Source organism: Paenibacillus wuxiensis (assembly GCF_040195695.1).
GTDB classification, from domain to species: domain Bacteria; phylum Bacillota; class Bacilli; order Paenibacillales; family Paenibacillaceae; genus Paenibacillus_B; species Paenibacillus_B suaedae.
In genome coordinates, this window is sequence record NZ_JBEFZI010000010.1 from 105,283 (window position 1) to 125,262 (window position 19,980).

At 47.4% G+C, this 19,980-nt stretch carries 18 protein-coding genes and 1 pseudogene; 12 read left to right on the plus strand and 7 right to left on the minus strand.

Features of this window, described 5'->3' with window-relative positions; genetic code table 11:
* Positions 1–49: 49 nt before the first annotated feature.
* The 3 genes from ABN764_RS22810 to ABN764_RS22820 all read right to left on the minus strand — a co-directional run bounded on the left by ABN764_RS22810 (position 50) and on the right by ABN764_RS22820 (position 2,498).
* A complete protein-coding gene (locus ABN764_RS22810) occupies positions 50–1,444 on the minus strand; it encodes a sensor histidine kinase (RefSeq protein WP_446673196.1) in 1,395 nt (464 codons plus the stop codon).
* Positions 1,441–2,121 carry a response regulator transcription factor gene (locus ABN764_RS22815; protein ID WP_021252635.1) on the minus strand — a complete coding sequence of 227 codons (681 nt, stop codon included), beginning with the start codon at positions 2,119–2,121 and terminating at the stop codon, positions 1,441–1,443. Before ABN764_RS22815 ends, ABN764_RS22810 begins: the two co-directional genes overlap by 4 nt.
* 170 nt (positions 2,122–2,291) lie before the next feature.
* On the minus strand, positions 2,292–2,498 hold the full coding sequence (locus ABN764_RS22820; protein ID WP_028533730.1) for a hypothetical protein: 207 nt from the start codon (positions 2,496–2,498) through the stop codon (positions 2,292–2,294).
* 197 nt (positions 2,499–2,695) lie between these two features.
* Here ABN764_RS22820 and ABN764_RS22825 point away from each other — a divergent pair, with 197 nt between their 5' ends.
* Entirely contained in the window at positions 2,696–3,358 is a 663-nt protein-coding gene (locus ABN764_RS22825; protein WP_021252637.1) for a YheC/YheD family protein, read from the plus strand.
* 271 nt (positions 3,359–3,629) lie between these two features.
* Positions 3,630–3,779, plus strand: a complete 150-nt coding sequence (locus tag ABN764_RS22830) for a sporulation histidine kinase inhibitor Sda (RefSeq protein WP_028533731.1) — start codon at positions 3,630–3,632, stop codon at positions 3,777–3,779.
* Between the two features lie 20 nt (positions 3,780–3,799).
* On the opposite strand, the gene ABN764_RS22835 is transcribed toward ABN764_RS22830, so the two are convergent.
* Both ABN764_RS22835 and ABN764_RS22840 read right to left on the minus strand, forming a co-directional pair.
* Complete coding sequence (locus tag ABN764_RS22835) at positions 3,800–4,063, minus strand: hypothetical protein (RefSeq protein WP_139070670.1); 264 nt, start codon at positions 4,061–4,063, stop codon at positions 3,800–3,802.
* Positions 4,064–4,126: 63 nt separating this feature from the next.
* Positions 4,127–5,134, minus strand: a complete 1,008-nt coding sequence (locus ABN764_RS22840; RefSeq protein WP_175560775.1) for an NAD(P)/FAD-dependent oxidoreductase — start codon at positions 5,132–5,134, stop codon at positions 4,127–4,129.
* A 515-nt stretch (positions 5,135–5,649) separates the two neighbouring features.
* On the opposite strand from ABN764_RS22840, the gene ABN764_RS22845 reads away from it, so the two are divergent.
* Positions 5,650–6,846, plus strand: a complete 1,197-nt coding sequence (locus ABN764_RS22845) for an NAD(P)/FAD-dependent oxidoreductase (protein ID WP_021252640.1) — start codon at positions 5,650–5,652, stop codon at positions 6,844–6,846.
* Between the two features lie 217 nt (positions 6,847–7,063).
* Here the strand turns inward: ABN764_RS22845 and hemQ are convergent, their stop codons facing one another.
* Complete coding sequence (gene hemQ, locus ABN764_RS22850; RefSeq protein ID WP_446673197.1) at positions 7,064–7,816, minus strand: hydrogen peroxide-dependent heme synthase; 753 nt, start codon at positions 7,814–7,816, stop codon at positions 7,064–7,066.
* A gap of 250 nt (positions 7,817–8,066) precedes the next feature.
* Between hemQ and ABN764_RS22855 the strand changes: the two genes are divergently transcribed.
* The 6 genes from ABN764_RS22855 to dnaI all read left to right on the plus strand — a co-directional run bounded on the left by ABN764_RS22855 (position 8,067) and on the right by dnaI (position 16,327).
* Positions 8,067–8,360 carry a YuiB family protein gene (locus ABN764_RS22855; protein WP_268626045.1) on the plus strand — a complete coding sequence of 98 codons (294 nt, stop codon included), beginning with the start codon at positions 8,067–8,069 and terminating at the stop codon, positions 8,358–8,360.
* A gap of 480 nt (positions 8,361–8,840) precedes the next feature.
* Entirely contained in the window at positions 8,841–10,580 is a 1,740-nt protein-coding gene (abc-f, locus tag ABN764_RS22860; protein ID WP_446673198.1) for a ribosomal protection-like ABC-F family protein, read from the plus strand.
* 242 nt (positions 10,581–10,822) lie between these two features.
* On the plus strand, positions 10,823–12,667 hold the full coding sequence (locus ABN764_RS22865; protein ID WP_446673274.1) for a S9 family peptidase: 1,845 nt from the start codon (positions 10,823–10,825) through the stop codon (positions 12,665–12,667).
* An 86-nt stretch (positions 12,668–12,753) separates the two neighbouring features.
* Positions 12,754–13,560 carry a phosphotransferase gene (locus ABN764_RS22870; RefSeq protein ID WP_446673199.1) on the plus strand — a complete coding sequence of 269 codons (807 nt, stop codon included), beginning with the start codon at positions 12,754–12,756 and terminating at the stop codon, positions 13,558–13,560.
* Positions 13,561–13,834: 274 nt separating this feature from the next.
* Positions 13,835–15,349, plus strand: coding sequence for a DnaD domain protein (locus ABN764_RS22875; RefSeq protein WP_446673200.1), 1,515 nt, complete (start codon positions 13,835–13,837; stop codon positions 15,347–15,349).
* Positions 15,350–15,379: 30 nt separating this feature from the next.
* Complete coding sequence (gene dnaI, locus ABN764_RS22880; protein WP_021258533.1) at positions 15,380–16,327, plus strand: primosomal protein DnaI; 948 nt, start codon at positions 15,380–15,382, stop codon at positions 16,325–16,327.
* A 158-nt stretch (positions 16,328–16,485) separates the two neighbouring features.
* Here dnaI and ABN764_RS22885 read toward each other — a convergent pair whose 3' ends face one another.
* Positions 16,486–16,635: a hypothetical protein gene (locus ABN764_RS22885; protein WP_005551050.1), complete on the minus strand. Its 150-nt coding sequence runs from the start codon at positions 16,633–16,635 to the stop codon at positions 16,486–16,488.
* A gap of 247 nt (positions 16,636–16,882) precedes the next feature.
* On the opposite strand from ABN764_RS22885, the gene trxA reads away from it, so the two are divergent.
* The 3 genes and pseudogenes from trxA to ABN764_RS22900 all read left to right on the plus strand — a co-directional run.
* Positions 16,883–17,203 carry a thioredoxin gene (gene trxA, locus ABN764_RS22890; RefSeq protein WP_005551049.1) on the plus strand — a complete coding sequence of 107 codons (321 nt, stop codon included), beginning with the start codon at positions 16,883–16,885 and terminating at the stop codon, positions 17,201–17,203.
* 189 nt (positions 17,204–17,392) lie between these two features.
* Complete coding sequence (uvrC, locus tag ABN764_RS22895) at positions 17,393–19,540, plus strand: excinuclease ABC subunit UvrC (protein ID WP_446673201.1); 2,148 nt, start codon at positions 17,393–17,395, stop codon at positions 19,538–19,540.
* A 109-nt stretch (positions 19,541–19,649) separates the two neighbouring features.
* A pseudogene (locus tag ABN764_RS22900) lies at positions 19,650–19,955 on the plus strand (phosphoenolpyruvate hydrolase family protein); the annotation flags it as partial.
* Positions 19,956–19,980 lie beyond the last annotated feature (25 nt).

A 19,980-nucleotide genomic window follows, 5' to 3' on the forward strand; every position in this document is an offset into this window, starting at 1 on the left:
AACCCAATATGAACAGAACATGACAACGGGGTCATGTTCTGCTTATACGCTATTTAGGGAATCGGATCGTAAATATGGTTCCTTGTCCTACTTCGCTAGACACGCGGATCGTTCCGTTGTGCAATTCAATGATTCGCTTTACGATGGCTAAGCCAAGCCCTGTTCCATGCTGGCTCTGTCCTGGTTCAGCAAGCTCACTGTATTTGTAAAATCGCTCGAAGATATGTGGCAGTACATCCTCTGGAATACCTATCCCCGTGTCAGATACAACTACGATAATGTCTTCTCCTTGTTGTTTGCATTGTATCCCGATGGTTCCTTGCGACGCAGTGAATTTAATCGCATTCGTTAGCAGATTTGTCCATACTTGATACAGTAATCCTGTATCTCCCGTTAACATCACGCTATCAAGCTGAAGATCCAGTTCGATGTCTTTCACGTTCCATTGCGGCTCAAGTAGGATGATGACTTCTCGCAGCTGTTCATCCAGTCGGATAGAGGCTTGCTTCATCATCTCGCTTCCTCGCTCCAAGGAGGCGAGCGTCAGCAATTGCCGACTTATCCCGGATAACCGCCGCGACTCATCCGCAATGATGTGCAAATAGCGTCGTTCTTGTTCGGGCGGCAGCGGGTGATCCATGAGCTGCTGCGCTAATCCTTGGATCGAAGTCAAGGGAGATTGAATCTCATGGGACACATTCGCGACGAACTGCTTCTGTACGGCGTCCAGTTGCCCAAGAGCTTCAGCCATTACGGTGAATCGTCTTGCAAGCTCACCAATTTCATCATTGCGGTGGAGATCCAGCTTAACTTCGTAATTGCCTTTTTCCAGTTCCATAGTGGCTCGGGTTAACCGCTGCAGCGGCTTAACGAGATAGCGTGTCTTCACGGAAATGAGCACTAGGCTGATAACGAAGGTAGAGACGAGTAGTACCGCAATGAGAACACGAACTTCTTCAGTCTGCTGCACCATATCTGGGCGAATGAACAGAGCGTGCTGCACGCCATTAACTGTGAGCGGGATACCGTGGCTCAAGGCAAGTCGATTCTCGAATATAGCGGGGACGAAGAAGCTGCTCCATGCTCTTTGCTGAAGCATGCCGCGATACGTATTCCCTTGAAGAACGCTGTCAATCGCTTCAGGAGCAAGATCAGCATGCTTGAATGGTCTGCCGAATGTCTTCACATGATGATCAGGAGCGATAAGGTACAGCTGATAGCCCAGTTCAGCGAGATTCGTTAACGCTTCGTCAGCCGTGTCTTCACCAGACGATAACATGTTGTTCATGCGCGCCAGCGCTTGCCCAACCTTCTCCATCTTCTGCTCGTAATGACTGGAGATCGCTTGATTGTGCGCGATATTCGCAAGAAAGACGCCGCATACGAAGCTGATGAATACGATTACAGCTGAGAAAAACACGATTCGGGTATACAGTGACTTCAAGGTTCAAGAACCTCCAATTTGTAGCCAAGGCCTCGGATTGTAGTGATTCGGAATCCACTTGCATTCTCAGGAAAACGCTCCCGAAGACGCTTAATATGCACGTCAATGGTTCGGCTGTCCCCTTCGTAGTCAGTACCCCATATCCAAGCCAGCAGCTGTTCGCGTGTGAAGATGCGCCCTGGATAGGAAGCAAGCTGCGCTAATAGCTCAAACTCCTTGCGGGGAAGAGTCAGTTCTTCGCCGGAGGCTGCAACGGTATAGCTCTTGCGGTCGATAGTTGTTGCACCAAGGCGTATGAGGCTGTCAGATACGATCTGATACCTCCGAAGCAGCGCCTTCATGCGGAATAGCAGCTCCTTCGGCTCGAAGGGCTTCACCATATAGTCATCGGTGCCGGCTGCGAAGCCTTGCTCCTTATCTTCAAGTTCACCGAGCGCGGTGAGCATAATCACCGGGATATCATATTGCTGTCTAATTTCGGCGCATAATGTCCAGCCATCCTTCAGCGGCATCATGACATCTACGATCGCAATATGAATGGTTTCCTGCTCCAATAGTTGTGCTGCAGCTTGTCCATCACTCGCGTCGAACACATGATACTGCTCAGATTCGAGCACAAGCCGCAGCATCGTTACAATATTCGGGTCATCATCCGCAACGAGTACATGAATGATCAATGCGATTTACCTCCATTCCAAGGTGGGGAGTGATCAGGTCTAAGTATGAGGGGAGAAGCACAAAAACAAAAATCCCTGGAGCAGGCGCCAAGCGCGAAGTCCAAGGATTTTGCCCCATTGTCCGTCTTGCGGGAGTCGATCAAGTCTTCCTAGATGATCAGAACTGACAATTATAAGAACGTCTTGTTGATCATGATGGAGATCAAATAAAAACAAAATACTGAAAACAGCCAACACGCTGTCCCAAGTACCCGTCTATGCTTTCTCCAAAATTGAAAACCGATCGCAAGTATACCTACATTGGCAAGCACGAGTACGACAGACATAGATACGATCGCAATCCAGTACAACGCTTCATATACAGCTGCAGTTGACATGACGGTCGCTCCCATCCTTTATATCCATCCATTATTATCCCTTATACGATACCATCCCAATCTTGAAAAAGACAAGCACTATGCGTCCAACTTGATCTAGTCTTGTGCAAATCAGGCACATGCCATGGACAATCATACAAGAATCGGATGGGAGCCATGAGTATGTATAAGTATTAAGGACGAAAGGGGAGTGGCGAATGGAAGGCAGACAGTTAGCCAGCAAATGGTTGAAAACCGCGGCGCTAATATCGGATTCACGTGTAGCAGGGCATATTCCGGCAACGCGTATATACAATACGTCTAATCTCCATGAAATGTTAAACATACACGGCTTCGTCGTCATCAAGCCTGTCGTTGGTTCTGGCGGTGCCGGTGTTATTAAAGTAACGAAGAGCGGATCGACTTATCGATATACGTATCAGGCCAATACACGCAGCTTTGGAGATTTCGATGCCATGGTGCGATCATTGTCCAGTACGAAAAAGAAGCGTACCTACCTGATTCAACGGGGAATTCATCTAGCTACGATTAATGGAAGACCGATCGATTACCGGGTTAAAGTAGTGAAGTCAAATGGCAAATGGGGTGTACGCTCGATGGTTGGGCGCTTGGCGAGAAGAGGCTTGTTCGTGACGAACTTGTGCAAAGGAGGTACGATGGTAACCGCAGCACAAGGAATTGCAAGATCGCTCTCTGGACAGAGCGTCCGCGCCAAGAAGAGTAAGATGAGATATTTGACACGGATCTGCACATCGCTATTAGAGAGGAAATATCCGGGGATTGGCCAGTTAGGCTTCGATTATGGCATTGATCGCTCCGGTCATATCTGGATATTCGAGGTGAACACAAGACCGCAGTAAGGGGCAATCTACGTTGGAAGTGGGATTTGATAGATTAGATTTACTAGAGATTGGAAAATGATTAAACATTTTTATTAGAAAAACAATCCAAAAAGATGTGAATAATTATATCCACATCATCCCCACTGATAGATAGCGTTTTTTGACGTTTATCAACAAATTATTCACAATTTTTCCACAAACGCCTGTGGATATTGGAACGCTTGTTCTGCTTTCTGAGGCCGTGATATGATGAATGCGGCAGGAAAGTTTAGGAAAGGTTGTGATGCAGATGGCTTTGCTTTCCGATGAACTGCTTATTGATTCCTATGAGCAGGCAATCAGGCTCCGATTGGATGAAGAATTCATCGCGTTGCTGCTTGAGGAAATGAAAAGGCGCTGCCTTTGTCCGACCCTCTTCCGAATACCGGTGTGCACATAGATGACCGGCATGCCGAGGCTTTACTCCCAAGCCAGTCCGTTCACATAAGTGGTTGCGTGGCAGTGCTCACAATAGATTATATGCAGGCACTGCATGGATACAGAACTAGATACAGAACTATCATCCAGCATCGTTTGATGGGATACGGAATCGTCTGGCTGATATGGGGCGTAAGGTCCAACATAATCTTCCAGTTTGCCGCTGTCAGTGGTTGGGTTCAAACAGTTCGGACATTGAAATTCGGGACTGATCATGCCGTTGCATAGTGGACAAACATGAAACAAGGGTATCCTCCTCCGTTAGAAAAAGATGTTGGAGATAGGATACCCTTTCTTTCGTTTATTTAGTTACATTTTCATGCTGCTGCTGTGTCCAGGAGACAGCTTAGCTGATGGATCAATATACACCTTAGCGTTATTGATAGCAGTTGGTGCCTCGCCAAAACCGACAGCGATGAGCTTCAGCTTGCCTGGGTAAGTCGTAATGTCGCCAGCAGCGAACAAGCCTGGAATGTTCGTCTCCATACGAGAATCAACAACGATGGAACCGCCCTCGATGTTAAGGCCCCATTCAGATATTGGTCCGAGGGAGGACACGAAGCCGAAGTTGACGATAACTGCATCGACATCGATATCCATTGCTTCTTTTGATTTGGTGTTAGTCAGTGTTACGCGCTCAATTCGACTAGAATCACCATGCAAAGCGGTAATTTCTGTAGGCGTAATCACTTGAACCTTGGAATTCATCAATTGCTCAACACTATGTTCATGCGCGCGGAATTTGTCGCGGCGATGAATAAGTGTAACTTGTTCAGCAATAGGCTCCAGCATGAGTGCCCAATCGACAGCAGAGTCTCCGCCGCCGCTGATCAGCACGCGCTGGCCTTTGAACTGCTGCAGATCGCTAACGAAGTAGTGCAGGTTCGATTTCTCGTATTGGGCTGCTTCAGGCAGCTCCAAGCGGCGTGGTTCGAATGCACCTACACCAGCTGTTACGATAACGGATTTTGCGTGATGAACGCTTTTATCTGTAGTAACGGCGAATAGACGCTCGTCGAGCTTCTCTACTCCCTGAACCTTCTCTTCCAAGCGAACATCAGGATTGAAATGTTCCATTTGCTTTTTCAAGGAATCAACAAGTTCTTGCGCTGTTACTTTCGGGAATCCGGCAACGTCATAGATGTACTTTTCCGGGTATAATGCTGCTAATTGGCCTCCTAATTGAGGCATGCTTTCAATAAGACGAACGGAAGCTTGTCGCATGCCGCCATAGAATGCAGCGAACATGCCGGCAGGCCCGCCCCCAATAATTAAAATATCTACTACATCTTGTTGTGATACAAGTTGTGAATTCAAGGCAGAGCACCTCCAATGGCGATGTCTGACCATGTGATCATGGTCATTGTGTGTTTTGGCACATCTATCATTATAAACGGTGCTCGACAAGAAGGAAACCGTACATTTTCCAGGGATTTCGATATAAATGTGAAAATTATCAAAATTAAACGCTTTCATACATTGTTCTACAAAAAAGGTGCTTGTAATTTAATTGGAAACTCGATATCATTGCAGTTGAATTGTTTGTAAATTGTCGACAATTTGTCGATGTTGGGCATAATGCGATGTGCACGTGATTATGGATCTATCTGAATGAGTTACTTTCAATCATTTAGACCATAATAAAAATGATTACCAGTTGTATAATGTATAGGTACCTAGATTTCGTTTGTTGTTTTTTGTGGGGTTTTTCACAACTTCACAAGATTGATGTATATACGCGGGTTTCTAGAACAAGGGTATTCATATTCAAGTTGTAACATGTTATTACCAACACAAAATGATTGACCCGATTTGGAAGGAGCTAATGAAAGATGAGTAACATTCCTAAAATCGTAATCCTAGGCGCGGGTTACGGTGGCATCATGGCAGCGCAACGTCTTCAGAAAGAATTAAACTATAATGAAGCAGACGTAACATTAGTCAGCAAACATGACTATCATTACTTCACAACTCATTTGCATATGCCTGCTGCTGGTACGGATTCCTATGAGAATGCTCGAGTGTCTATCTCGAAGTTGATCGATGAGTTCAAAATTGACTTTGTGAAATCTTCGGTGAAGGAAATTCGTATTCAAGATAAGAAAGTCATTCTTGAGGACGGAACTTTGTCTTATGATTACTTGGTGATTGGTGTTGGTGGGGAGCCTGAAACATTCGGTATTCCTGGACTTGGCGAGTATGCGTTCAGCATTCGCAGCATCAACTCTGTTCGCGTAATCCGTGAGCATATCGAACATCAATTTGCTCTATATAAGCAAGATGAGACTCGTGCTGATCGTCTGAATTTCGTTGTAGGTGGCGCAGGCTTCACAGGCATCGAGTTCATCGGTGAATTGTCCGATCGCATTCCTATGCTGTGCAAGCAGTTTGATGTCGATCCAAAATTGGTCAATATTTATAACGTGGAAGCGGCGCCAACAGCACTTCCAGGCTTCGATCCTGAGCTTGTTGAATATGCAATGAATGTATTGAAGAAAAAAGGCGTTACATTTAAGCTGGCAACAGCGATCAAGGAATGCACACCTGAAGGTGTTCTACTTGCAACTGGAGAAGAAATCAAGTCTTCTACGGTTGTATGGACAGGTGGTATTCGTGGTAACCGTCTCATCGAGCAAGCAGGATTCGAGGCAATGCGCGGTCGTGTGAAGGTTGATGAATTCTTGAGAGCGCCAGGTCATGATAATGTCTTCATTATTGGGGACAACTCGCTCATGATTAATCCGGCAATTGATCGTCCATATCCGCCTACAGCGCAAATGGCGATGCAGCAAGGTCCGGTATGCGCGAGCAACATCGTTGCTTCAATTCGCAACCAGCCGCTTAAGAAGTTCGAGTACCACAACAAAGGTACAGTTGCTTCCTTGGGTAAAGGCGAAGCGATCGGCGTAGTGGGTAAGAAGAAGTTGAAAGGCTTCTGGGCTGCTCAATTGAAAAAAGTCATCGATATCCGTTGGTTGTTCATCATTGGCGGAATTTCTCTTGCTCTTCGCAAAGGTAAATTCCTGTAAGAAGAATGTGACCAGTTTTACGGTTGATTGGTTAAGATCATAGTGTTAAATCAAATATATGCCGCTGCATCTTCGTTCTTTAATCGGGGATACCAGCGGCTTTTTGTTTGCTGCCATATGACAAGCAGAGACGCAAAAGGCCTGCATGATCGCAATCATACAGGCCTTTCGATGCCAGAATTGGCATTCCATATGGATGAATCTTAAAAATCTTATCTTAAATTTTCATCATATCATTCAAGGTATCTGGTGTAAGCAGGTTGCCTACATAGAAGGAGCCGAACTCGCCGAAGCGGGCGCTCACTTCGTCGAAGCGCATTTCATAAATGAGCTTCTTGAACTGAAGCGGATCGTCACTGAATAACGTAACGCCCCATTCCCAATCATCCAGACCTACCGAGCCTGTGATGATTTGCTTCACTTTACCCGCGTAGCCTCGTCCGATCATGCCATGGCTGCGCATCATATTGCGGCGCTCCTCCATGGACAGCATGTACCAGTTGTCGGCCAAGTCACGCTTCTTGTTCATTGGATAGAAGCAGATGTGCTTGCTCTGCGGCAAGGTTGGCTTCAGACGCGCGATAATTTCCGGATTTTCCATTGGATCTTCTGTCGATCCTGGCTTAGCCATATAATTGCTTAGTTCAACGATGCTGACGTAGGAATAGGTTGGTGTTGTAAATTGAGCGAAAGACGTTTTATTCAGCGCATTTTCTAGCGCGTTAAGCTCTTCGAGTGTTTCACGAAGGTGGAAAATGACAAAGTCGGCTTTTTGGCCTACGATGCTGTATACGACAGTGCTGCCCTTCTTATCTGCTTCCGTTTCGGACCATTCCGACCATAACGTCTGCAATTCCTCAAGCGCATGTGCACGCTCTTCATCGTCCGCCTTTTTCCATTGAGCCCAGTTGATCGTGCGGAAATCATGGAGTGCATACCAACCGTCGAGCGTTAAAGCTGCTTCATTCATATCGCGTTATCCTCCGTTATCGTAAAAGATTGTGTACCACAACCACTTTTGTGTAAATCGCCATACTAAAGCCATTGTAGCTATTATTTGCAGTGCATTCAACTAAGAGGTGATAAATGTCACTGAATGTTCGTTGATTTTTGGCCCTGGTACAAGTACACTAAGACTATTCAGGAATTAGCGAAATATGGATATTTAATTGGATAATAATAGATTGTACGAAGCGAAGCAGGAGGCGGGTTGCAACATGTTGGGCTGGATAATGGTCTTCATATTAATGGTGCTATTCTTCGTGATGATGTTCGGCATAGGATTTATTCTGAACATGCTGATGAAGACAACGTGGTTCCCGATCGGCATCTATTTAATCGTATTGCTGCCAGCAATGGTCATTATGCTGTGGAAGCAGGATGTATCGATTATGGACAATTTGGCGGGCATTGGCTTGCAGGGATATTTAACGGCGATAGCTGGACTTGCAGGGGCATATATTAGCGGAAAGACGATTCATTTCTTGCGCAAGAGCGGGTATCAGATGTTTTAATGTAAAATGGTACTTGATAAATTTGAGTAAATTGGCATACAATGATACAGATCGCATCAGAACTTTTCGATGCGTAAGATTTTATTCGAATGAAAGGGCAAGGTATCTACTGCGATGGAGAACTAATCTGATCTGATAGAAGTCATTTTGACAGCTTTATATTTCAAAATGTACGTTCAGAGAGGATAGGTCTGCCCATTTTCGCAGATTGATATCGGCCTTTATATTTATAGCTTGCATCATTTATCACTTATTTTGTAAAGGAATAACGCACGGTGCTGCACTTGTACTCACTACCTCAGTGTCAATTTTGAATGAGGAGATACAGGAAGTGATGCATCACTGCTTAGAACGGATTGCTGTAGCATATGTGTATAGACACGTGCATAGCATACTTGTTCGATTCCATTTCATAAGTGAAGCGCAGGCTTGCAGCCGTATGCACACTATCCTCTCTGGGTTATCCAGGGAGGTTTTTTTATGACTAACAACCATATAGCACAATTCAAAAATAAATCGGGCCATCTTGTATTGGAAGCCCACCAATTGGCAGCCTATGTAGCTGATCGCCGCTTGTTCCGCACTGGCGGTTCTCTTCGCATTTATGCAGGAGATCGAATCGGACTTATTGGCGCCAACGGAGTCGGGAAGACGACATTGCAGCGTATATTGGCTGGCATGGTAGAGCCGGATGAAGGAAACGTAGTCTGCAATGTGGTAACATCCTTCGTGCCACAACTAGATGATGTGCGGGAGGAAGAAGCAGAGGAAGTGACATTAAGTGGCGGCGAACGGACGAAGCGCCGATTGAATGAGGCCATGAACGCAGGTGCAGGACTGTTGATGCTCGATGAACCGACAAGCCATTTGGATGTGGAAGGAATGGAGTGGCTTGAGGATCGAATGATCGAATATTCCAGAACAGGCGCGTTATTGTTCATTTCCCATGACCGAACGCTGCTCAATCATGTGGCAACGAGAATCTGGGAAGTGGAGAACGAACAGATTCATGTCTTTACTGGTGGATATGAGGACTATCGCAGGGAAAAGGAGAGACTGCGGCTGGAGCACCAACGCTCGTATGACAATTATGTCGCGGAGAGAGGCCGATTGCAGGAAGCGATTGTAGAGAAGAAGGAACAGGCAAGTAAGGTCAGCAGGCCTAAGAAGGGGTTGACGAGTAAGGAAATGAGGCTTGCGCGACCACACTTCAATCGCAAGCAGGCGAAGGTAGAGAAGACGGTTAAGGCGATAGAGAAGCGCCTTGATCAGCTGGAGGTCGTGGAAAAGCCATTCGAGCAGGTGCAGGTGTTGTTCAATGCGGAATGCCATGCTCCGATTCGCAGCAAGCAGGCTGTGGAGGTTCAAGGGCTAGCGCTGCGTGCAGGCGACCGTGAGTTGTTACAGAGCAGTTCCTTCAGCATTCGGCCGAATATGCGTGTCGCCTTAGTCGGTTCGAATGGAACTGGGAAGACAACCTTACTCCGTCGATTGGTGGAGGCCTATGAGCTGAGATCTGCAGGAGAGCGAGATGTGACGATGGGGGAAGGGCGAATTCGCTTCTCTCCTAGTGCGCGAATGGCGTATTTCGATCAGAAGCTGTATGCCTTAGATCTGCAGGCCAGTGTACTGGATAATGTATTGAAGTCGAGCGCCTATGATCAGACGATGGTGCGGACGGTTTTGGCTAGGCTTAGACTGCGCCGGGATGAAGCGTTAAAGCCGGTATGGCAGCTAAGTGGGGGCGAGAAGGTGAAGACACAGCTCGCCAAACTGTTCATGAGCGAATCAAATATGCTGCTGCTTGATGAGCCGACGAACTATTTGGATATCGACACGCGCGAGGAACTGGAGCGTGTACTGCTTGAGTATCCGGGGACGATCCTATTCGCGACGCATGATCGCATGCTGCTGAATCGAACGGCTACCCATACGATTGTGTTCCGTGACGGCGAGCTGGAATGGATGACGATTGAAGCATTTCGTGAGCGACAGCGCCCTCGACCTGCTGAGGCAGGAGGCTCTTCAGAATTTGTACTTGCACAGGAAGCTCTAAAAAATGAACAATCGCTCACATCGATGTCGGCTGAGGAGCGATTGAAGCTGGATCTGGAATGGGCAGATTTGATTGGACGTTTGTCTGCTCCGCGCAAGGGGGACAACATCGAAGAGCTAGAGCGGCAATATACGGAGCTGCTTAAGCGGCGCAAGCAGCAATAAGCAAGGAGCTTAACAGTCCGTAATTCGCTAATCGGGCATGACTTTACTATCCTATGCCAATGCAGTGAAGCATACGCAACCAGAACCGCCGCAGTACCTGCAAGGAGGTGCTGCGGCTTGTGCGTGCTATGGACGGGACTTTACCGCGATCAATGAAAACGTTATGATGGAACTATTATACATCTCGTACATTCACATACTATTCGACCCAATGTTTGGGCAAATAAGGAGGAAGAAGCATGTTGTTGCAATTTCCAACACCTGATGTTGAACAATATTTTCAATCGACAGTCATCCGCCAGTTCACGGTGAGCCTGGACGAGACAAGGCTTATATTCAGCAGTAACTTGAATGGTCATTACAACTTGTGGGCCATAGATTTGAACCAAGACAAGCCATCTTTCCCATATCCATTAACTTATAACAATCAAGTAAGCAATTTTATCTCGATTGATCCGCAGCAGCGCCATATCCTGTGCAGCTTCGACAGAGACGGCGATGAGAACTATCATATGTATGCGCTTCCGACAGAGGGAGGAAATCCGCTGCCGTTGCTTGAGGCAGATGAAAAAGATAAGTTCTATTTTGCACATTTGTCTGATGACGGGGAGCGTGTCTATTATTGCACGAGCCGGAATAACCCGTCCTTTTTGAATGCTCGTGTATACAATCTCCGTACGAAGCAGGATGATCTGCTTATTGAGGGGCAGGATGCTCTGCATCAGCTGGAGTCAGTAAGTCCGAGTGAGAAGCGGTTCGTGTATGCCAAGTCTTACGGAAACACCTATCAAGTTTGCTACGTACACACGGAAGAGGGGGACTTCCCTCTTGTTCCTCAAGCTGGGGCGGATGAGGTGCACCTGAGCTTGAGCGCGGTCTTTGTCGATGAGGATACGGTCGCCTTTTTGACAGACTACAAGGCAGAGTTCGCTTATGTGGCTACCTACCATATTCCTACTCAGCAATATGCTGAATTGTGCCGAATTGAGCATGAGAGCGGCATGGAACTCAAGTGGCATAAGGATACACGGACGCTTTATCTCGTGACAGAGGTCGGAGTAGAGGATAGATTGTACCGTATTCCTCTTGATACAGGCACGCCAGAGGCAATCGAGATGCCGACGCCAATTTTGAATCAGCTTCATGTTGCGAAGTCGGGAGCCTTGTACATCCTCAATCGTGGTGCGGTTACTCCGACCAATATCTATAAGCTGGAAGAAGGCACAACTTGGGTTCAGCTTACGCAAAATATGCCGGTTGGTCTGACATCTGAGCAATTAGTTGATCCTGAGGTTGTGGCCTATTCCTCCTTCGATGGGATGGAGATTGAGGCTCTGTTGTTCCGTGCGAAGGATGAACTGGCGAACGGCTATACGATCTTCTGGCCGCATGGCGGGCCTCAGTCCGCAGAACGCCGCTTTTTCCGCAGTATGTTCCAATACTTCCTTGCACAAGGGTACCATGTATTTGCACCGAACTTCCGCGGCAGCACGGGCTACGGCAGTTCCTTCGTCAAGCTTGTCGAAGGCGACTGGGGTGAAGGGCCGCGTCTCGATTGTGTGGCAGGGATGGAGTGGTTGTTCGAGCAGGGCATCTCTTCGAAAGAGCGCCTCTTCGTGGTAGGTGGCAGCTATGGAGGTTATATGACGCTTCTGCTAGCTGGACGACATGCTGAGTACTTCCGAGCTGCTGTCGATATTTTCGGTGTCAGCAACTTATTCACGTTCTATCATTCCGTACCGGATCATTGGAAGCCGATTATGAAGCAATGGGTAGGGGATCCGGAACAGGATAAGGAACGCTTCATCACTGATTCTCCGATTACGTACTTGGAGAGCATGACGAATCCGATGCTGGTTATTCAAGGGGCGAATGATCCTCGCGTTGTGAAGGAAGAGTCTGATCAGATTGTTGAGAAACTTCGCCAGCTTGGGCGCGAGGTGGAATATATTGTACTGGATGATGAAGGACATGGATTTTCTAAGAAAGAGAATGAGATGCGTGTCTATCGAGGCATCGTCGAATTCCTGAAGCGGCATCATGAACAAGAAGCGGTGTCAGCGGTTGCCGGAGGAAATGTCGATTAGCAGAACGTGAATAGCGGTCATTGCCATCTATTATAACGGATGGTTTACATCAATGTGCAGCGTACTAGAAATGAGGTTAGAGGCAAGTGACTCAGGAAGAAGTATTAACAGGCGGCAATGTGAATCATATTGTGCGCATGGCGAACACGGTTCGCCGCCCCACAGGCTATTGGAGTTCGTTTGTACATGAACTGCTGCTACATTTGGAGCAGCAAGGTTTTGAGGGGGCGCCCAGATTTCTCGGAATTGATGACTCTGATCGTGAAATCTTGTCATTTATTTCTGGAGAAGTTCCAGGGAACAACTACCCTGACCTTGAACCATACATGTGGTCGGACGAGACGCTTGTAGGCTTGGCGCGTCTTCAGCGCCAGTTCCATGATGCGACAGAAGGGTTCGCTTTCCTAACAGGGGGTAAATGGCAGCTAAGCTATCCTGATGAAGGCGAGCATGAAGTAATCTGTCATAATGATGCTGCATTGTATAATGTAGTCTTTCAACAGGAGGCGCCTGTGGCGCTAATTGATTTTGACATGGCCGGACCTGGTCCGCGTATGTGGGACATTGCGTATTCTCTATACACATCGGTTCCGCTTTCCAGTTTCGCGCCGGATCATTGTATTGGTAATACAGTAGCATACCAAGCAGATATACACGCTGTAGAGCGTCGTCGGCGAATTCATTTGTTTTTTGAAGCGTATGGGAGTCCGGTGCCTAACGATTTGCGGCGGTGGGTTATTGAGCGTTTGACTGCGCTGTGCCATACATTGAGAACGGGGGCCGCTGATGGAAATCCTGCCTTTCAAAAAATGGTGGAAGAAGGACATTTAGCGCATTATGAAAGCGAAATTCAGTTTGTATCCGATCATTTCGATGATTGGATATCGGATTGAATAAAGTAATTACACAATTCAGGAGCGTTCATTGAAAGTGATCGATCGCCTTTTAACGTGATTTTGTTTGAGCAGACAATCATGAATCATGAATAGAATATATTCATATTTCGACCTGCGCAGATGAGCATATAACTTGCTCTCTGCGCTTTTTTTGATGCGGTTTGCGATCGGTATAGCGTGTCTTTTTTACCACGATTTTGTCGGACGAGCAGACCCCATTTATGTTACAATAGGTGGACTGATAAGAGCGGAAGGAGAGAAAGATACGACGATGCGGATGTCGAATATGCACCATTTTACAGAACATCATCGTTATGTGACTTACCGGGAATTTAGCTTAAGCGAGTTGGATCAGAAGATGCTGTCCCATGTGTATCAGCCAATGGTGGGGGCATTTGCGATCGGCATGTATCAGCTTCTCTGCCAGCATGTAGCATCGGACAAGACGGGGTATTCAGCAATAGATGCGCAGCGCCGGTTGTTCCTGCTTCTTGGATTGGAGCCAAGTGAGAAGGGGCGTACGTATTTCATAGAGCAAGCCTCCAAGCTTGAAGCTGTAGGTTTGTTGAACACGTCAAGAGTGATGCTGCCTGATATGGATGATTGTATGTATGAGTATGAGATGCAGTGTCCGCTGTCTCCGAAGGAATTTTTCGAGACACAGCATTTGACGCTTCTCTTACGGGATAAGGTCGGCAAATATGCGGTGCTATCCTTGCGCCAGCAGTTTACGACGGATGATCCATATGAAGGAGTCGCTTCCAATATGCAGCGGGAGAACATATCTGTTCCTTTCTATGAACTGTTCCGACTAAATACGCACGTCATTGATTTCGAGCTGGAACAGGCGCTTCAAGAAGTAGCCCCGAGCCGAACGACAATTTCAGATTCCGATCCAGAATCCGTTGACATCAATTATGCAGATATTATTATGCGGTTCCCGAAGCAATCCTATAATCGGAAGTTCGTAGAACAACTTCGATACAATAAAGAAAGTATGGGCACAATTAATTACGTTGTCCGCAAGTTCGAGCTGACTCTTCAGGAACTGTGCCGCTTGCTGGATGAAGACGGTGTCTTCTCGCAGGATGGGGTAGTTGCACTGGAGGAACTTCAGCACCGGGCCCACCTTCACTTCCGTCAGAACAAGCGAAGAAGCGAACATCGTGAGCGAGTGCAGCATCGAATTGAGCAGAAGGAGCAAGTGAAGGAAGATCATGAAGAGGAAGTCGCGGTGCAAATGGAATTCTATGTAGAAGTGCCGCCGCAATTCCGTGATAAATGCGATATTCATCAATACAATATGCTGCTTCGCAATACACCGTATACGCAGCTGCTTGAGAAGTTCTTCCCGGGTGCTGTTCCGGACTCATTCCTTGATATGTTTACCAAGATGGACTTGAATTATAAGATGCCTGATGAGGTTATCAATGTTCTTATTCATTATTTGATGACGATGCTGGTAAGTGGATCGGAGCACAGATTGAACCGGAACTTTGTTGAGGCGATTGTGTCCAATATGCTGGTCAAGCAGATTCGTACGTATGAACAAGCAGTTACGTATACGCGTGAGCAGACGCAGGTGAATGGGGCAGGCCGAACACAAGCCTCTCGTGCAGATGCAAGCAGACAGCCTCGTTCGCGCAACCGTTATAATAACAAAGCCGCCAAGCCTTCGATTCCGGTCGTGCAGCCTAGTGGAGCGGGAGCTGGATCAGGATTGTCGCCTGAGGAGCTGGAGCGCGCACGTGAGTTAGCGCGACGTTTGGATGAAGGGCGCGTATAATAGAGCTAGATCAGAATGGAGGTGCGAAGTATGGAATCAATCGGAGATATATTGAAGCAATTGCCGGTTAATGCCCGCAGAGCTCATGCGGAACAAAAAATTGAAAAGCTGCTTACTGATCCGCAGGTCATGCAATTTCGCTCCAAGTATCCAGAGCTGACGGAACGCGACCTTCGCATCAATATGAACAAGCTGTATCAGTATGTAACGGAATATGATCATTGTTCCCATTGTCCGGGCTTGGATCAATGCCCAAATGACTTCCATGGACATTACACGATGTTGAGCGCTGACAACTTGAATGGGCACAATTATATCTATGATCGGAAGGTGCCCTGCAAGAAGCTGCTGGCAAGTGAACGCCAGCAGGCGATTCATAATCGAGTACGCTCCTTCTATGTGGACGAGACTGCATTGAAGCGGGGGTATTCGGCATCCGAAATACTGGAGAATGATATTGAACGGACGCCTGCTGTTTTAAGCATCATTGAATATATTGAGAAGACGAAGAGCGAAGGCTTAATGCCAGAGGGACTGTATCTCGTAGGATCGTTCGGAACCGGCAAGACCTTCTTGATGAGCTATGTATTGTATGAGCTTGCCCGTGCCAATTATACGGGGGTTATCGTGTATATGCCTGAGTTCGTGGAAGAGCTCAAGTCGATGTTCCAGGAGCCGCAAAGGCTGCGGGAGACCATTGAGATGATGAAGGAAACCGATCTGCTCGTGTTCGATGATATTGGTGCTGAGAATATAACGCCATGGGTTCGGGATCATGTGCTTGGCTCGATCTTGAATTATCGGATGAACCGCAAGCCTACGTTCTATACGTCGAATTATGATATGGAAGCCTTGCAGAAGCACTTTAGCTTCACGCGTGAAGGTGAGGATGTCCATAAGGCCGAGCGACTGATGAATCGGATCGCTCCATTTGTCAAAGAGGTGCACGTACAAGGTCGGAACAAGCGTGGAAAGTAAAGATGAATATCCAATGAGTGTTGTATACGAGCCTTGTTTCAGTGGCTCCATACAAATTACAATAAAGCCCGGTCGCATCTAGTGCGAGCCGGGCTTATTTCACGAGCTGTGGATACCACTGTGGTGCGTTCCACGAAGGGAACGCACCGTAGCCAGGGTTAGGAGATGATGAACTTCACGATAACCATGCCGAAGAAGACAACCGTCATAAATCCGGCCATTGCACCGAACCCGAACATCAGATCGGAGAAATCGTTGCGTGGTTCCTCGTTCACATGCTCACGCGGATCAATTGCTCTCGCTTCCATCAAGGGGCCTCCTATCTTACATGTCTGTTGCAATGACGTATGTCATGGCAGCGACAGGTATTTTCACCCAATTTCTTATCGTTTTTAGTATACCGAACTGCGTCGTTACTGTAAAGACAGCGCTCTCTTAGGATGTGACAAATTGGATGCAAAAATGAGGTGCGAATTTCACATAAAACCTTGAACTGTGGTATACTTTACATGTTGACTCAAATTGTAAGCTTCTCACATAAAGGAGGAACCAAATATGGCTATCGTTAACGTATCCGACCAAACGTTCAAGACTGAAGTTGAAGGTCAGCAAGGCGTTGTATTGGTCGATTTTTGGGCGCCATGGTGCGGCCCTTGTAAAATGCTTGCTCCTATTCTTGATGAATTGGAAAGCGAAGTAAACGGTCAAGCGACTGTTGCAAAAGTGAACGTGGATGAGAACCCTGAATCCGCATCTCGCTTTGGCGTAATGAGCATCCCTACAATCATCGTGTTCAAGGATGGCCAACCTGTTGATAAGGTTGTAGGCTTGAACTCCAAGGATGCATTGAAGAACTTGATCAGCAAGCATCAATAATCGAGTTTGTCCACAGAGGACAAACTATAGAAGGTCTGTTCTGTTACGGAACAGCTTGAATGAGCTTGATGTGTCGAATCGCAAGCTATAGATTGCCAGCCCTTCCCGTTGTGGGAGGGCTTTTTCTTATGTCTCCGCTCGTATACAATAGGATCATATATTCGTATTATAGAAGAAAGGGGGAGGACGATGAGCGAAATAGACAACAACCAATCCAATTGGCGGGCAGTTCGCTGGAAGGAGCGTTGGAACGAACGTTATTCAACGGACGAGCAGCAGGAGCTGTCGCCAGAGGAACTTGCAGAACGGGAACAGGCATTGGAACGAATCCGCAATAAGCTGGCATTGCTTCCTGATTCGCCAGGATGCTATCTCATGAAGAACCATGAGGGAACCATTATTTATGTCGGTAAGGCCAAAGTGTTGAAGAACCGGGTGCGTTCTTATTTTAATGGCAGCCATGACGGCAAGACGCAGCGGCTGGTCTCGGAAATTCGCGACTTTGAATATATCGTCACTTCCAGTAACATGGAAGCCCTCATTTTGGAATGTAATCTGATCAAGCAGCATCATCCTAGATATAATGTGCTGCTCAAGGATGATAAGACGTTCCCATATATTAAAATTACGAATGAGCGCCATCCACGGCTTGAGGTTACACGTCGTGTGCTGAAGGACAAAGCGAAGTATTTCGGCCCATACCCGAACTCCTTCGCTGCAACGCAGACGAAGAAACTGCTTGATCGCTTATATCCGCTTCGCAAGTGCAATACATTGCCGGATCGAGTGTGTTTGTACCACCATATTGGACAATGCCTTGCGCCTTGTGTATACGAGGTAACGGAGGCACAGTATGAAGAGATGGTGCAGGAGATCGCGAAGTTCTTAAGTGGTGGACATGAGGAGATTAAGAAGGAACTGCAGCGGAAAATGGAAGAAGCCGCTGAAGAGATGCAATTCGAGCGTGCCAAGGAATATCGGGATCAGTTGATCGCGATTCGTGCCATTATGGAGAAGCAGAACATTAATACGTCTGATCAGCTTGATCGCGACGTATTTGGCTTTGCCGTAGATAAAGGCTGGATGTGCGTTCAAATTCTATATGTGCGACAAGGGAAAATGATCGAACGGCATGCAACAAAGTTCCCGTTCTACGGGGAACCTTATGCGGACTTTATGTCGTTCGTTACTCAATATTATAGTGAGAACCCTGCGCTGCCGAAGGAAATACTGCTCCCTGACTCGGATCGACTTGTACTATCCTCTCACGAGGATGATGGAGAAGAGAAGGACGTGGGTAGCATAGACCCTGATGCTGATGAGAATGCGCAAGATGCTGCAATTCAGGATGAGCATGAACCTATACAGACGGAGTCGATCGATGAGGAAGTAGATGGCGGCTCGGATGGCAGTATAGCGGGTGCTGAGGAGCTTCAGCAGTGGCTGAACGTCAAAGTGCACATTCCGAGGCGAGGGCTGAAGAAGCAGATGATTTCGATGGCGATGGAAAATGCGCGTGTTGCACTCGATGAGAAGTTCAAGATGCAGGAACGCAATGAGGATCGTACGTTGCGTGCTGCTGAACGACTCGGAGAAGCGCTTGGCATCGACAATGCCCGCCGTATTGAGGCTTTTGACAACTCGAATATTCAAGGCTCAGACCCAGTATCGGCTATGGTGGTCTTCATCGATGGCAAGCCCGCGAAGAAAGAATACCGGAAGTACAAGGTACGCACAGTGCAAGGGCCGGATGATTATGAAACGATGCGCGAGGTCATCCGCAGACGGTATGAGCGGGTCTTGAAAGAGCAGCTCGACATGCCTGATCTGATTATTGTGGACGGAGGGAAAGGCCAGATGTCCGCTGCACTTGATGTGCTGGAGAACGAGCTTGGATTGACGATACCAGTGTGCGGTCTCGTGAAGGACAATAAGCATAAGACAGCGCAATTGATGGCGGGTGATCCGCCTGAAATTGTGGCACTTGGACGAGACAGCCAAGAATTCTATATGCTGCAGCGCATTCAGGAGGAAGTTCACCGCTTCGCAATCTCGTTCCATCGGGAGCGTCGTGCGAAGTCAATGGTCGCATCAGCGCTCGATTCGATCCCAGGTATAGGCGAGAAGCGGCGCAAACATCTGTTGAAGCATTTCGGATCATTGAAGAAGATTCGGGAAGCATCGATTGAGGAATTGCGCGAGGCAGGGATTGGGGAGAAGTTGGCGAATACGATCTTGGCCGCTCTCCAGCAAGAGAAGGAACCGCAGGAAGCCGAGCCGGATGCCCCAGACCTGGAGGCTGCCGATGAGAAGAATGACGAAAACAATGATGAATAATAGGAACGCTGGAAGCCTTGCAGGCCTTTGCTGCAAGACTTCTTTTCTTCGAGCGGGTTCCGACAGTTCCGGTTGACGTAATGGACATACGCTTGGCCCTGGAATCGTGCAGTTGGGTATGTTTACGACTCCATATGTGTTCGATGAGGAACAGGCGCTGAAGATGGCTAAAGCGGGCGCAGATATTTTGGTTACACATATAGGCTTAACGGAAGGGACGAACGGCACCAAGACTACGCTCTCTTGACGATTGCTCCAAGAGAATTCAGGCGATCGCTTACGCGAGCCGTTTCGGTGAATCCTGATATTTTGGTCATTTGCCACGGTGGTTGGATTGCGGAGTCGGAGGAGCGAGTGGTTCGCTGCCGAGGTGGGCATCCGCCAGCAAGCCGAGGCGTTCAAAAATGTGAAGTAGAAATTGTAATAAAGAAAAACAGCAT